This window comes from Chromohalobacter sp. 11-W (genome assembly GCF_029889905.1).
Classification (GTDB): Bacteria; Pseudomonadota; Gammaproteobacteria; order Pseudomonadales; family Halomonadaceae; genus Chromohalobacter.
Map to the genome: position 1 here is coordinate 278,986 of NZ_JARANZ010000004.1, position 13,282 is coordinate 292,267.

General features: G+C 54.3%; 15 protein-coding genes. 11 read left to right on the top strand and 4 right to left on the bottom strand.

The window, feature by feature from the left end; genetic code table 11:
* The first annotated feature begins 17 nt into the window (after positions 1 to 17).
* The 3 genes from OP494_RS07980 (at position 18) to OP494_RS07990 (ending at position 1,143) form a co-directional block, all read left to right on the top strand.
* Entirely contained in the window at positions 18 to 317 is a 300-nt protein-coding gene (locus OP494_RS07980) for a nucleotidyltransferase domain-containing protein (RefSeq protein WP_246921015.1), read from the top strand.
* The gene (locus OP494_RS07985) at positions 314 to 835 is read left to right on the top strand and encodes a hypothetical protein (RefSeq protein ID WP_246921014.1); all 522 of its coding nucleotides are present in this window, start codon (positions 314 to 316) and stop codon (positions 833 to 835) included. The genes OP494_RS07980 and OP494_RS07985 overlap by 4 nt, the downstream gene beginning before the upstream one ends.
* A gap of 116 nt (positions 836 to 951) precedes the next feature.
* The gene (locus tag OP494_RS07990; RefSeq protein WP_246921012.1) at positions 952 to 1,143 is read left to right on the top strand and encodes a stability determinant; all 192 of its coding nucleotides are present in this window, start codon (positions 952 to 954) and stop codon (positions 1,141 to 1,143) included.
* A gap of 205 nt (positions 1,144 to 1,348) precedes the next feature.
* On the opposite strand, the gene OP494_RS07995 is transcribed toward OP494_RS07990, so the two are convergent.
* From OP494_RS07995 to OP494_RS08010, 4 genes are all read right to left on the bottom strand, one after another.
* A complete protein-coding gene (locus OP494_RS07995; protein ID WP_280540211.1) occupies positions 1,349 to 1,639 on the bottom strand; it encodes a HigA family addiction module antitoxin in 291 nt (96 codons plus the stop codon).
* Between the two features lie 156 nt (positions 1,640 to 1,795).
* The gene (locus OP494_RS08000; RefSeq protein ID WP_280540212.1) at positions 1,796 to 2,314 is read right to left on the bottom strand and encodes an RES domain-containing protein; all 519 of its coding nucleotides are present in this window, start codon (positions 2,312 to 2,314) and stop codon (positions 1,796 to 1,798) included.
* Positions 2,311 to 2,742: a DUF2384 domain-containing protein gene (locus OP494_RS08005; RefSeq protein WP_280540213.1), complete on the bottom strand. Its 432-nt coding sequence runs from the start codon at positions 2,740 to 2,742 to the stop codon at positions 2,311 to 2,313. The genes OP494_RS08000 and OP494_RS08005 overlap by 4 nt, the downstream gene beginning before the upstream one ends.
* A gap of 94 nt (positions 2,743 to 2,836) precedes the next feature.
* Complete coding sequence (locus tag OP494_RS08010; protein WP_280540214.1) at positions 2,837 to 4,210, bottom strand: aminotransferase class V-fold PLP-dependent enzyme; 1,374 nt, start codon at positions 4,208 to 4,210, stop codon at positions 2,837 to 2,839.
* Positions 4,211 to 4,620: 410 nt separating this feature from the next.
* On the opposite strand from OP494_RS08010, the gene OP494_RS08015 reads away from it, so the two are divergent.
* The 8 genes from OP494_RS08015 to OP494_RS08050 all read left to right on the top strand — a co-directional run bounded on the left by OP494_RS08015 (position 4,621) and on the right by OP494_RS08050 (position 13,248).
* Entirely contained in the window at positions 4,621 to 5,421 is an 801-nt protein-coding gene (locus OP494_RS08015) for a hypothetical protein (RefSeq protein ID WP_280540215.1), read from the top strand.
* Positions 5,422 to 5,900: 479 nt separating this feature from the next.
* The gene (locus OP494_RS08020) at positions 5,901 to 6,710 is read left to right on the top strand and encodes a Wzz/FepE/Etk N-terminal domain-containing protein (protein ID WP_280540216.1); all 810 of its coding nucleotides are present in this window, start codon (positions 5,901 to 5,903) and stop codon (positions 6,708 to 6,710) included.
* A 62-nt stretch (positions 6,711 to 6,772) separates the two neighbouring features.
* Entirely contained in the window at positions 6,773 to 7,840 is a 1,068-nt protein-coding gene (rfbB, locus tag OP494_RS08025; RefSeq protein ID WP_348521699.1) for a dTDP-glucose 4,6-dehydratase, read from the top strand.
* Between the two features lie 8 nt (positions 7,841 to 7,848).
* Positions 7,849 to 8,724 carry a dTDP-4-dehydrorhamnose reductase gene (rfbD, locus tag OP494_RS08030; RefSeq protein WP_280540217.1) on the top strand — a complete coding sequence of 292 codons (876 nt, stop codon included), beginning with the start codon at positions 7,849 to 7,851 and terminating at the stop codon, positions 8,722 to 8,724.
* 39 nt (positions 8,725 to 8,763) lie between these two features.
* Positions 8,764 to 9,642, top strand: coding sequence for a glucose-1-phosphate thymidylyltransferase RfbA (rfbA, locus tag OP494_RS08035; protein ID WP_280540218.1), 879 nt, complete (start codon positions 8,764 to 8,766; stop codon positions 9,640 to 9,642).
* A gap of 4 nt (positions 9,643 to 9,646) precedes the next feature.
* Positions 9,647 to 10,195 (top strand): dTDP-4-dehydrorhamnose 3,5-epimerase, encoded by a 549-nt coding sequence (gene rfbC / locus OP494_RS08040; protein WP_280540219.1) that lies wholly within the window; start codon positions 9,647 to 9,649, stop codon positions 10,193 to 10,195.
* Positions 10,196 to 10,269: 74 nt separating this feature from the next.
* Positions 10,270 to 11,526 (top strand): oligosaccharide flippase family protein, encoded by a 1,257-nt coding sequence (locus tag OP494_RS08045; protein WP_280540252.1) that lies wholly within the window; start codon positions 10,270 to 10,272, stop codon positions 11,524 to 11,526.
* Positions 11,527 to 12,384: 858 nt separating this feature from the next.
* On the top strand, positions 12,385 to 13,248 hold the full coding sequence (locus OP494_RS08050; protein WP_280540220.1) for a sulfotransferase: 864 nt from the start codon (positions 12,385 to 12,387) through the stop codon (positions 13,246 to 13,248).
* Positions 13,249 to 13,282 lie beyond the last annotated feature (34 nt).

Here is a 13,282-nt window from a genome sequence, read left to right on the forward strand (position 1 = left end):
TTGCAGAGATGAACACCATGCGCTTGACTGACAGCCAACGACATACCATCCGGCAGCTCGTCACCGACGAGCTTGGTCCGGGCAGCACGGTAAAGCTTTTCGGCTCACGGCTGGATGATAGCGCCCGTGGCGGCGATATCGACCTGTTCGTTGAGGTTGACGCGCCGGTGGAGCATCCCGCACAGCTCGCCGCCCGGCTCAGTGTGCGTATCATGCGCGCCATGCACGGGCGCAAGGTGGATGTGCTGCTGAGTGCTCCGAATCTCAATGAGCAGACGATACACAAGCTGGCACGGGAACAAGGCGAGTGTCTATGAATAACAGTTCTATGAATGACAGTCCCATGAACGGCCGCCCTATGAACGACAATCTTGCGGAGCGCTTGCGCTTCCTGAAACGCGTGGTCGAGCGTGAGATCCACCATCTTCGCTACTCATCGGATCGCGTGTTTGCCGCGCCGTTCACCGAGGAACTTGCCGCCAGGCTGGGTGAAGATGAGGCATTGGCAGAGAAGCTGGAAGCCTACACCAGCCGATTCTGCCGACTTCAGGACACGACCGGCGATAAACTGCTTCCGCTTTGGCTACGTGCCCTGGGCGAGAAGACTGGGGCCGTTGCCGACAACCTGGATCGCGCCGAAAAGCTTGGTGTGCTCGATTCTGCCGACAAGTGGCTCGAGATTCGTCAGACACGTAATCAAATGATCCATGAATACATCGAATCCCCTCAGGTGCTGGCCGACGCGCTTAATACAGCACATGACTATCAGGAAACGCTCATGGCGTTTGCCCATGCCATGCTCAGTGATGCCAAGCGGAGAAACTTGCTTGAGTAAGCTGGCGCCGCGAGTTATTACGTAGCCGGCGCTCGAAGCCCGCCGCCTAGTACGAGATGCATCCAACGGTTCTTCGCTGGTTAGAGTAGACCAAAGGTACACGAGGAAAATTGATGATGAGTACCTCACTAGACCCTATCGTCTCGGAGTTCGAGACGCAGGAGCAAGCCGACCGTTACGACCGGTGGTTTCGCGAGCGCATTCAGCAAAGCCTCGACGACCCGCGCCCCAACGTCCCCCATGACGAAGCGATGGCGCGTATCCGGGCCATGATCGAGTCCAAGAAGCACCGGCATGCTAACGGTTGAGTGGCGTGCTTGGACGTACTCCACGCTCGCCGGGAATATCCCTAGCCGTCAACGGTGATGCACCGGGCTGGCGCTCCAGTTTCTCTCGCCTTCGACGGTCGTTACTGGTGTCCGGATTTAGTGGTTGATCGACACAGTCAAAGGGCGCCGTTGTGGCGCCCTACCCATAATCCATTTGGCTTGGGGAAATTTTCTCAAACCACGCTTACGCCAGCTTGGCGAAGCGCTCGATGTCCGGCTGGGCGCGGTGTTCGGCCTGCCACAAGTCGTAATCGCCTTGTACCGCCAGCCAGGTACGCGCCCGGCCGATGCCGGCCCGTTCCAGGCGAACGGCGAGGTCGGGGCTAATCGGCGCCCGCCCGTGTAGAATCCGCGACAGGGTTTCCCGCGCCAGCCCCAGACGGCGAGCCATTTCCGTTACGCTGATGTCCAGCGCTGGCAACACATCTTCGCGCAGCGTCTCACCGGGGTGCGGGGGATTGTGCATGTGGGCCATGTGTCACCTCAGACGCTTGGCGTGGTCGGTGCGAATTCCCTTGGTAGTGCCTGTTTCGAAGTTCAAGAGTTTTTCCATTAGATCAGCCCTCCTGAGCGTAGCTGCTCGCTGAACTGCACGCTCTGGTGCGCTTCGAGTCGCACTAACATGTTCACGTCACTCCCAAGAACTCGAATCTTTGGGAAGCAGCCCATTGGGATTATGGACCTTTAACATATCGTCCTCTTCCAGTGATTCAGGGTAGATGACCAAGTTGGTGCCAGCAGGATTGGCTTGCGAAGGGAAGAGAATGCCTGAACTGCCCGCAGCGAGGGCAATATCGCCGAGAAGCCAGGAAGGGGGCTCAATATGGTCGTTAAACCATAGTCTGCGCCAATCACAGTGGAGCTCTTGCCAGATCTCGTCCCAGTCCTCGTTGTACCCTCTGCTGAAGTCTACGACGTGGCGTATCTTGACTTCGTAGCTCACGATGAGCCCTGGCGGCATCAAACTTGAAAGCTGCTTGTATTCAGCCAACGCGGTGGCTTCTTCGAGAGCCAGATAAAGTGCCGGTACCCCAGGGCGGTTCAGTCGACCACCATGTTCACCTGCACCGGCTCCGCTAGTAGGAGCAAATGCCCATCTAGGCACATGAACACGATAAGCCTCTGTTGCAAACCGCAGGCGCTGGATCATCCGGTGACCCCAGCTTTAAGCGACTGTATATAGCGCACCAGATCATCGGTGCGGCCAGCACTCACCAGGTGCTCGGGGGTTTGATAGTCGAAAGGGGGAATCGGCTCATTGCGGAACCAGAAGAGGGCGTCCGGCAGGTTTCCATTGATATCTGCGGCTACCCCCAGCACGCGGATGGCGTCGCGTAGAAAACTTTGCAGCTTTTCGGCCCCTTGGCCCCGAGTGATGGTCGATCTATGCACGTGGGCGCGGCTGGCAAGTGTCTGAATATCCATGCGCAGGGCACTGGCAAACAATCGTGGGCTGATGACCGGCTCGCCTTCGGCACGTGCCGAGGCTTTCAGGTCCTCAACGAAACGTGCATACGATGCCGGTGCGTGATACTCAGCCGGGTCGGGCAAGGGGTCTTTCAGAACTTCAGCGGTCATGGGAAGCGCCTCGCAACGGATATGCTACATAAATGCTACTCCCATGTAGCATAGCATTATCGGTCATAGTGTGCAGGGCATGCGTGCATGCCACCTACCCTTTCCCCTTCGCTGGTCGCTCCAGCAAGGGCTCCAGCGCTTGCAAGCAGGCCACGACCTCTTCCTCGCTGTTGTAATGACTCAGCGCCAACCGCGTGGCCGTTTTGTACCCGAAGGGGGTGAGCAAGCGTTCGGCCTCGGGCGAGTTCAAAAGCTGGGCGCTGATCCCCGTGGCGGCCAGCCACTGCACCACCTCCCACGCCTCGATGCCTCGCACATCGAACGCCAGGGTGCCGTCTCGCCATCGTGCATGCGGCGCGCCGATCACCCGCACGCGGGGATGCCCCTGCAAGCCGCAGCGGGAAAGCGGGGGCGTGGTAGTGGTAATGGTAGCGCGCGTCGTCGGCAGGCCGTCATCGACGCCATGCAACAAGCGCTGCAGCAAGGCCCGCTCATGGGCTTGAATCGCCTCGCTCGCCGCCACCAGGCGCGGGCGCCGGGGAATCGTCGTGGAGAAAAACCCGCCCAGCCAATCCAGATACGCCACCCACTCGGTGATACTCGCCAACACGTCGGGCGTCTCGCCTCGCTGCGGTGGCATCAAGCCGCTCGGTGGCGCATCGCGCATGGTGAGACACAACCGCCGCGACAGCCACGCAAACCCCTGGCGAGGGCGGCAGAAGAGCGCCTCCGACCCCACCACATAGGCATCGATCTCCCACTGCGCCACATCCAGCGGCCCATGCGCGGCATGATGCGCCCCCAGCACCAGAATGAAACAAGAGGGCGCGACCTCGCGTATGGTGCGTGCAATCGCGGCCACATCCTGGCGAATGCCGGTGACGGGGCAGGTATGCACGAGCGTGGCAACACGCGTCTCGGGCGTCACGCAGCGGGCATACTCGAGTGTTTCCAGCCGACCGGTCAGCGGATTGACCGGCACCGTGGCGGTGCTCAGCGCCCGCCGCCTGGCATGCAGCGCGATGGCCGTGGTCTCATTGCTGGACGCCAGCACTGTACTCACCACCTGGCTCTGCGGGGGAATCGCCTCCAGCGCCAGACCCAACACCCGTGCCCAGCACTCATCCACGCTGGGCGCCCGCCACAAGCGACCATGCGACACGCCAAGCAACGTCTCGAGATCCTCCCAGCCGTGAGTGGCCACCGTTGCCTGCGCAGAATACCCCGGCGCATCCGCCTCCAGCGGCGCCGGCAGGCTCGCCAGCTCCGCGCCCACCTGGACCGCCGCCTTCAAGGCCAGCGGCTCCCCGGCGGCGTTCAGGTGAATCCGCCTACCATCGATGGGGCAGTGATCGACGTAATAGAAGTGCGTTCGCACCTGCGCCTGCAGCGCCTCGCTGAACAACCCCGTCTCGTCGCAGGGCGGTGTGCCGTCGTGATGGCAGGCGGACGCTCGAACCGGTGGCATCGTGTTTTTCCTCCCGTAGCTGCGTAACCTATATGTCACTTTATAAGTAACTATTGATTAAATTGCCAGTCGCATTCGAGAAAGCTACCTCTGTGGGAGGAGAATTCATGAAGTAGGAATGGTGCTGCCGTAACGGCAGTGAGGGGGAACGCAGCGAGGCCGCGGGGCTGGGGCGAGAGCGTGGCCTGTAATGAGGTTCCGCTAAGTCTCAATGAGTAAAAACCTCATGACGGCTGGTCACGAAAGTTAACTTACCTTAATATTGCAGGCTGACGCGGCTAAGGCCGCGTTTTTCGTTTCCAAGCGGCATACAAGACCGTAGGTAACCGTGTTAGCGCAACGCTAACCGACATAAAGAATAAAGGGCGCGGCATATAAGGCGCCCCAAGACCGTAAACGCGAGGGGCTTCATGTCAGGAAATGCTGCAACCGCCACGTCGGCCACGCACGATGAAGTGTCGTTGGTTGATATGGCTGTCGTCTTCGTGCGTGGCTGGAAGGTCGCGCTGTTCGTCTTCGTGGGCGTGCTGCTCGCCAGTGCGCTGGTCGCCTGGTGGCTACCGACCCAGTACACGTACTCGTCTGTCTATCAGATGGCCGAGGATACGGCCAAACCCCAACCGGAAGACGCCAAAGAGCGAGCGCAGGGCCTTGAAGCTTCGGAGGGCGTGCTCAACAAAACCCGCCTCTACTATCAGCCCCAGGCCATCCGCGAGATGCTCAAGCAGCAGGGGCTCGGCTCACTTCCGTTCAACGTCACCCTGACGCAGCCGGAGGATACGCTGTTGTTGGTGCTGAAGAGCGAAGCAGCACCTGGCCAGCACAACAATGTCAAAGTCTTGCATCAGCGGATATTGCAAGCCGTAGCAGCCCATCAGAACAAGCAGTATGAGCGAGTTCATGGGCTATTCTCGAAAAAGGTAGCCAGTCTGGATGAAAGCATCGAGAAACTGCGCGGCGATGATGGCGCCAACACCGGCCAAGTCCTGGTCAAATACCAAGAAGAACAAGTGAAAGCCTCCACCCGCCTGGAAGGCCTTCGGAAAGGCCGTATCGAGCAACTGGCATCGCCGAGCGAGAGTGCCACCAGCCTCAATCCGCTAGTGATCCTGGTGGGCGGGGCCATGTTCGGGCTGCTGCTTGCTGTGATGTCCGTATTCGTTGGTCACTTCATCAAGCAAGTCTCCCAGCGCCTCAAGGAAACAGCGTGAGGCGCGTACCTTATCGCTTTCCCGAATAGGCCCTAAGCGGTCGCCGTAATCGCCTTGAGCCGGCACATGGCAACCACGAAATGACCTGTAGGCCATGGTTGCCTGTCGCGAGCAGGCGACAAGCGAAGCGGTCGAACACACAAAAAATCAACGTGTTGGTGGTAGAGAAGGGGGAAGGGGTCACATAGAATGGGGCGGCGTAACAAGGAAGGTTACGCGTTGCTGTCTCCTCGAATCGAGCGCCATCGACAACCGCGATGCTTTTACAGGCCGGGGGTTGAACCAGGAAGGTGAGCGGCGTCCGCTCGTTGCGTTGCATCTTCTCCTGCTGGCCTCTCGTGATCGCTTGACCAGCTTAACGCACCAAGCGGAGCAATCGCGCCTATTCTATGCTAGGGCCTTGGGAAGCCGCCCGGTGAATCCCAGGGCGGTAGCGTGCCCAAATCAAGACCTTGTTGGCGATTAAGGATAACTGCGTAATGACACAACCGCCCGCGCAACAAAACCAGAACCCTACGCCCGAGCGGCGCTACGAACACGATGATGAAATATCCTTGGTGGACCTCGCTGTCATCCTGATACGCCGCTGGAAGGCCATGGCCGTGATCTTCGTTGTCGTCGTGGCTCTGGCGGTGGTTTTCGCGCTGATGCAAGCGGCGCGTTATCAATACACCTCGCTCTACAGCGTGGCCGAGTACACTAATAGCAATGGTCAACGCGTGGCCATCGAATCCCCTGCTTCTGTCGTTGCCAAAACGGAGAATCTGTATCTCGGACCGGAAACGCGCAAGCTCCTGGAAGAAAAGGGCCTCCAATCACTGCCGTTTAAGGTTGAAGCCTCCAACCCGAGCAATACGTTACTGCTGCAATTAAGTAGCGACGCCACGCAAAATAATCAAAAGCTGGTAGCGACGCTTCACCAACACGTGATTGACCGCTTGCAAGAAGATCAGGCGGAATTGGTGGAGAGCCGCAAGGCATCGCTTGAACGTCAACTTGATTCGGCTAAGCAAGCGCTGGAAAGCGCTCGACAATCTTCAAGCCCGAGTGCAGCAGAATTAATCGCTACTTACTATAGCCGCGTCTCTGATTTGGAAGGCCAGCTCAATGAACTGCGTGAAGGGGAGATTACTCAGCATGCGGTACAGAGTTTGGAGCCCACCGGTTCGAATAAAAAGCTCATTATCGCTCTAGGTACCGTGCTAGGTGGGATGCTGGCTATTATGGGGGCGTTTTTGATGCAGTTTATAGGATTGATTTGTCAGCATATGCGTCGTAATGCTGAATAATTTTACAATTTTTTTATTGACCAAAGCGATTTTTGCTTTGGGAAAACTTGTGATGGGAAATTATGAAACTGCTTATCACCGGCGGCGCGGGTTTTATCGGCTCGGCTGTGATTCGTCATATCATTAAGGATACGGTCGACAGCGTAGTCAATGTCGATAAGCTGACCTACGCTGGCAATCTAGAATCACTAGCTGATGTAAGCGACAATGACCGCTATACGTTCGAACAAGCGGATATTTGCGATGCGCAAGCAATGCAGGCGATCTTCGATGAGCATCAGCCTGATGTCGTCATGCACCTGGCGGCGGAGAGCCATGTCGATCGTTCCATCGATGGTCCCGCAGAGTTCATTCAAACGAATGTGATGGGCACCTCTGTCTTATTGGAGGCTGCGCGCCGCTATTGGAAAGCGCTGCAGGAGACCAACCCGAAAAAAGCGCAGGCGTTTCGGTTCCATCATATTTCGACGGATGAAGTCTACGGTGATCTGGAAGGGCCGGAAGGATTGTTCACAGAGGCAACACCCTACGCTCCAAGCTCCCCGTATTCCGCAAGCAAGGCAAGCTCGGATCATCTGGTGAGGGCCTGGCAGCGCACCTTCGACATGCCGACGTTGATTACCAACTGCTCCAATAACTACGGGCCTTACCATTTTCCTGAGAAGCTTATCCCATTGATGATTCTCAATGGGTTGGCCGGTAAGCCGTTGCCAGTGTATGGAGATGGTCAACAAGTGCGGGACTGGCTGTACGTGGAAGATCATGCACGTGCCTTGGTGGAAGTGGCAACACGTGGAGAAGTCGGTGAGACGTACAACATCGGCGGCCATAACGAAAAAACCAATCTGGAAGTCGTACAGACACTATGCGACTTGCTGCAGGAGTTAGCTCCCAAGCAGGATGCGGGGCACTATCGCGATCAAATCATCTTTGTGGCTGACCGGCCGGGGCATGACCTTCGCTATGCCATAGATGCCAGCAAGATCGAGCGTGAATTAGGCTGGACGCCTGACGAGACCTTCGAAACGGGGTTGAAGAAGACTGTGCAATGGTATCTGGAGAACGAGGCCTGGTGGAAACGTGTACAGGATGGTAGTTACCAAGGACAACGCCTAGGGGTTGGGGCATGAGACAAACCGTGAACAAGATTCTCGTAACGGGGGGCACGGGACAAGTCGGTCATGAACTGCAGCGCGATCTGAGCGTGCTGGGTGAGGTCATGGCGCCGGACCGTCATGAGCTCGACTTATCGGATGCAAACGCTGTCTCGCATTGGCTGGCGACTCACCGACCCGATACCATCGTCAACGCGGCCGCTTATACAGCAGTCGACAAGGCTGAGAGTGAGCCGGTATTGGCGAAGCGGCTCAATACCGAGCTACCGCAACAACTGGCGAGCTATTGTATCAATCACAATGCATGCCTGGTGCATTACTCTTCCGATTATGTTTACTCAGGCAGTGGCGATACGCCGTGGAAAGAAGATAGCCCGACTGGCCCACTCAGCGTATACGGCCAAACGAAGCTGGAAGGTGACCAAGCCATCGAGGCGGCGGGTATCCGCCATCTGATATTCCGCACAAGCTGGGTATACAGCGCGCGTGGTAATAATTTCATGAAAACGATGCTGCGCCTTGCTCGTGAAAAGGATGCGCTCAATATCGTATCCGATCAAATTGGAGCGCCGACGTCCGCACGCCTGATCGCGCAAGTGACGCTATTGGGCTTGAGTCACAACATCAACCCAGGGGTTTATCATCTTGTGCCGCGGGGTGCGACAAGCTGGCATGGGTTTGCCAAGTGCATTTTTGAAAAGGCAGAGGCGCTAGGCGAGAGCCTGAAAATTGAAGAAAACAACGTCTCTGGCATCCCCACCTCAGAATACCCGACGCCTGCCCAACGTCCTTTGAACTCTCGGCTCAACCTCGACAAGCTCGAGGATGCACTTTCTATCACAATGCCAACTTGGGATTTCCAGTTGGGGCTTACATTAAAAGACTACCTTGAAACGTAACGAACAATATGTGGACGGGAACAAGTAAAGGAGTATTTCATGGCTCGTAAAGGTATCATTCTCGCGGGCGGATCTGGTACGCGTCTTTATCCCATTACCAAGGGTATCTCCAAGCAACTATTGCCCGTTTACGACAAGCCGATGATCTATTACCCGCTGTCGGTGTTGATGTTGGCGGGTATCCAAGAAATCCTAATCATTACGACCCCAGAAGACCAGGAAGGCTTTCAACGTCTATTAGGTGACGGTAGTCAGTTTGGTATCGCGCTCAGCTATGCTGTGCAATCTAGCCCAGATGGCTTAGCGCAGGCTTTTATTATTGGCGAGACGTTTATTGGCGATGACTCGGTCTGTTTGGTGCTGGGTGACAACATCTACCATGGTCAAGGTTTTTCTAAGTTGCTGCAGGCCGCCAATGCCCGTGAAAATGGCGCCACGGTATTTGGCTATCGAGTCACCGACCCTGAGCGTTTCGGCGTGGTGGAGTTCAATGAGAATCGGCGTGCCACCTCTATTGAAGAGAAGCCCGAGAACCCCAGGTCACACTATGCGGTGACCGGGCTCTATTTTTATGATCGCGATGTAGTTGAGATTGCTAAAACGGTAAAACCCTCGCATCGTGGCGAACTGGAAATTACCAGTATTAACCAAGCCTATCTAGATCGCGGTGATCTCAATGTCGAGCTGCTTGGGCGTGGCTATGCCTGGCTTGATACTGGCACTTTCGATTCGCTACATGAAGCCTCGAATTTCATCGAGACCCTGGAGAAACGTCAGGGCTTGAAGGTGGCTTGCTTGGAAGAAGTGGCTTACCGAATGGGCTATATTAGCCGCGAGGCGCTGCTTGTACAGGCAGAGGAGTTAAAAAAGAACAGCTACGGTACTTATCTCCAGCAGCTCGCCGACCTAGAGGCCTAATCATATGGAAGTGATCGAGACTCGCATCCCCGACGTTAAGCTAATCAAGCCCAAGGTATTTGGTGATGAACGTGGATATTTTTATGAAAGTTTCAACCAGAAAGCGTTTGACGAGGCAGTAGGACACCCAGTGACCTTCGTACAGGATAACCACAGCCGCTCGGTGAAAGGCACGTTGAGGGGGTTGCACTACCAGCTACCACCACACCCTCAGGGTAAGCTGGTCCGTGTGACAGTCGGTGAGGTGTTCGATGTGGCGGTTGATGTCCGGAAGAGTTCACCAACTTTTGGACAGTGGGTAGGAGAGTTGCTTTCTGCGGATAACAAAAATCAGCTCTGGATTCCGCCTGGTTTGGCACATGGCTTTTTAGTCATTAGTGAGATGGCCGAGTTTCAGTATAAGTGTACAGACTTCTACGCACCTGACTGTGAAGCGGCAATTCGCTGGGACGACGTCGAACTGGGCATCGATTGGCCGATCAAGGGACAACCACTGATCTCTCCCAAGGATGGTCAAGCGCCGTCTTTCCTCAAGGCGGAGTATTTCGATTGAGTCGAGGGCGGGTGAAACGTTTAGTTGCGATGGGGCAGGGGAGTGGACTGCGCGCCCAACTTCTTCGTGGGGGGATGGGCGTGGGCGCGATGAAGCTGCTTTCGGTGCCATTGACTTTTCTGGCAAGTATATTACTTGCTCGTGGCCTTGGCCCGGAAGGATTTGGTCAATATGCATTCGTTATTGCCTTGATCACCACTCTATCCATTCCTCTTGCGCCGGCGATGATGCAACTCACTACCCGTGAAACGGCGGCTCTGCATCAGTCTGGTCAAGAAGATTTGATCCGTGCGCTTCTGCGCTGGGCCAATCGCCATGTTTTGATCGGTAGTGTGCTGGCAATCATGGTGGTGGGTAGCGTCGCTGTCTGGATGGCCGATTGGCGAGCCGATGATCGCTGGACAATGCTGCTGGCGGGGCTGACTGCGTTACCGTTACTCGGTTTCAATGCCGTGCGTTCCGGAATCCTGGCAGGGCTGCGTCGGGTGGTACAAGGGCAGTTCGCCGAGCTATTTGTGCGCCCGCTAACATTGTTGCTCGTTGCCGCTTCCCTGCTCCTGGCAGGTGCTTTGAATCCTTTGACGGCCTTGCTTGCCTTCCTCGCTGGGGTCACATTGGCCTTCGTCGTGGGCAGTGTGCTGCTCAGACGTACATTTGCCGAAAGCGAAGAAGTAACACTTCCAGACGGTCCCGTGAAGAACCGACAATGGTTGAGGGCTTGGGTTCCCTTTACATTACTAGTGATGGCTAGCACTCTGAATGCACAAGTCGGTATTCTCTTGCTGGGCTGGATGAGCACGGACGAACAAGTGGCTGCCATGCAGGTGGCCGAACGGGGAGGAATGTTGGTGGTTCTATCCCTGACCGTAGTTAACTTAGTGATTGGTCCACATATTACCCGGATACATCGTTCCGGGGATCGCGCAAGGTTGCAAGCCATAAGTCGTCACTCGGCCCGGATGGCACTAGTAGTGGCGCTACCGATTGCTCTGCCATTGATTTTTTTCGGCAAATCTATTCTGAATGTTATTTTTGGAGCGGAATATGCTGAGATAGCAACATGGCCGTTAGTGATCCTCGCAATTAGCCAGCTCGTCAATGTCGTGTTTGGCTCGGTAGGGAGGCTGCTGGTAATGAGTGGTTATGAAGCTCACTCCTTATTGGGGCAACTCGTTGCATTGTTGGTTGTGGTGGTGTGTAGTTTTTTTCTAATTCCTGCTTATGGTGCCACGGGGGCTTCAGTTGCAATCGGTTTTGGAATTTTGATCTGGAATGTAGTGCTGTCCTTTAAAGTTTATTATGTTTTAGGCATTCGGCCTGGGGTGGTTTGAAGGTAAAATGAAAATCATAGGTAAAATTTTTAACCCAAAGAAAAGTCTGCCTTTAAGAATGAGTCAAATGTTTATAGAGTTTTTTTTGAACTCTAGCCCGCGAATTGGGTTTGTAGTAGGTGGTGTGCAAAAAGGTGGTACGAGTGCACTCGACACATACCTTAGAGATCATTCACAGGTATGTATGGCAAGTAGGAAGGAGGTCCACTTTTTTGACAATGAGTTGGTGCAAAAACTTCCATCGCGACTTCGTTATGCGTATTATCATTCATTCTTTTACCCATGCGGATCTGATGGCTTGCGTGGAGAATCTACACCAATATACATTTGGTGGCCGAATAGCCTGGAGAGAATAAAAAAATATAACCCTAAGATTAAGCTGATATTTGTTCTGCGAGACCCCGTATCTAGGGCATATAGCCATTGGAATATGGAGCGTCAACGCGGTCTCGAAAAAGATTCCTTTTCTACATGTATTCGTCGAGAAGATGCCGTCGGTGACTGTTCGAGAGTGTCTTCATACGTTTCTCGTGGTTTCTATTTTGAGCAAGTTAAAAGAGTTAGAAAAATATTCCCGGAAGACCAAGTCCTTTTTCTTAGGCATGAAGACCTTTTGGGGGCTCCGTCCTCGACGCTAAACAAAATAACTGAATTTTTGGGGGTATCATCATTAAGTGTGGTGGAAGAAAAGCGTGTTCATTCCAGACAGTACGAGTCTCCATTGAATGATGACGACGAGGTTTTTTTGAGGAATTTATTTCTTCGCGATGTTGAGCGGTTGGAGTGTGAGTTGGGTTGGGATCTGAGTTGCTGGAAGTAACTGAGCAGTTTTACTGATTATTGAGGGAAGGCTTTGTTTTGAGTTCGCCAATTATATTTATCGGTATGCATAGGTCAGGGACAAGCTTGCTGGGGCGTTTGCTTGAGCAACTTGGGTTGTTTGTTGGAGAGAAAAAAGATGAAAACAATGAAGCACTTTTCTTCTTGGAGCTCAATGCTTGGTTGATGTCGCAATGTGGTGCACGTTGGGACCAGCCTGAGCCGATTTCTGATCTATGGAAAGAAGCCTCTAAAACTGTGCTTTCCTCTTCCAAAAGCTACGTGAGGGAGTTGATGAATTCCCCGCGTGCCGCTCGTTACCTAGGGTTCCGTCGTTATCTTAGGTACCGTTCGATTCCGGAGTTGAGTGTCCCTTGGGGATGGAAGGATCCCAGGAATACCTACACGCTTCCTTTTTGGCTGGAATTTTTTCCGAATGCACGGGTTATTTTTATCGAAAGACATGGCGTCGACGTTGCGCAAAGCCTGTGCGTACGAGCTAGTCGTTCGGTAGATACGACAACGAAAAGGTATGAGCAATTCAAACCCATTTCATGGGTTTACCCAAAACGAGGCGGGTTCTCCGATTCCCCACGCTGCTTGTCTCTTGAAGGTGGTTTTTCTTTGTGGGAATCTTACCAGTATCAAGCACTGGATCAGTTGGAAAATTTCCCCGAAAATAGAATTTTTCGAGTGCGTTACGAAGAATTACTATCTGATCCTTTTTATACTTTGAAAGGTGCTGCCAGTTTTTGTGGTTTGTCAGTACTCGATGAAAGAATTCGAATGGTTACAAGGACTGTTAACCCTGATCGGGCATGCTCTTACCGCAAGAATTCAGAGCTTCTTAAATTTGCGGAAGCGCAGGAGGATCGTTTGAGGTTATGGGGCTATACGCCTTGATAATGTACGCAATGTTTTGAGATCTCTGCTGATA

Excerpts from the sequence above, each read along its gene's own strand:
- OP494_RS08020 (WP_280540216.1), top strand. The coding sequence starts at position 5,901 with ATGACACAACCGCCCGCGCAACAAAACCAGAACCCTACGCCCGAGCGG.
- OP494_RS07990 (WP_246921012.1), top strand. The coding sequence starts at position 952 with ATGAGTACCTCACTAGACCCTATCGTCTCGGAGTTCGAGACGCAGGAG.
- OP494_RS08005 (WP_280540213.1), bottom strand. The coding sequence starts at position 2,742 with ATGACCGCTGAAGTTCTGAAAGACCCCTTGCCCGACCCGGCTGAGTAT.
- rfbB (WP_348521699.1), top strand. The coding sequence starts at position 6,773 with ATGAAACTGCTTATCACCGGCGGCGCGGGTTTTATCGGCTCGGCTGTG.
- OP494_RS08015 (WP_280540215.1), top strand. The coding sequence starts at position 4,621 with ATGTCAGGAAATGCTGCAACCGCCACGTCGGCCACGCACGATGAAGTG.
- rfbC (WP_280540219.1), top strand. The coding sequence starts at position 9,647 with ATGGAAGTGATCGAGACTCGCATCCCCGACGTTAAGCTAATCAAGCCC.
- OP494_RS07980 (WP_246921015.1), top strand. The coding sequence starts at position 18 with ATGCGCTTGACTGACAGCCAACGACATACCATCCGGCAGCTCGTCACC.
- OP494_RS08000 (WP_280540212.1), bottom strand. The coding sequence starts at position 2,314 with ATGATCCAGCGCCTGCGGTTTGCAACAGAGGCTTATCGTGTTCATGTG.
- OP494_RS07995 (WP_280540211.1), bottom strand. The coding sequence starts at position 1,639 with ATGGCCCACATGCACAATCCCCCGCACCCCGGTGAGACGCTGCGCGAA.
- OP494_RS07985 (WP_246921014.1), top strand. The coding sequence starts at position 314 with ATGAATAACAGTTCTATGAATGACAGTCCCATGAACGGCCGCCCTATG.
- OP494_RS08045 (WP_280540252.1), top strand. The coding sequence starts at position 10,270 with ATGGGCGTGGGCGCGATGAAGCTGCTTTCGGTGCCATTGACTTTTCTG.
- rfbA (WP_280540218.1), top strand. The coding sequence starts at position 8,764 with ATGGCTCGTAAAGGTATCATTCTCGCGGGCGGATCTGGTACGCGTCTT.
- OP494_RS08010 (WP_280540214.1), bottom strand. The coding sequence starts at position 4,210 with ATGCCACCGGTTCGAGCGTCCGCCTGCCATCACGACGGCACACCGCCC.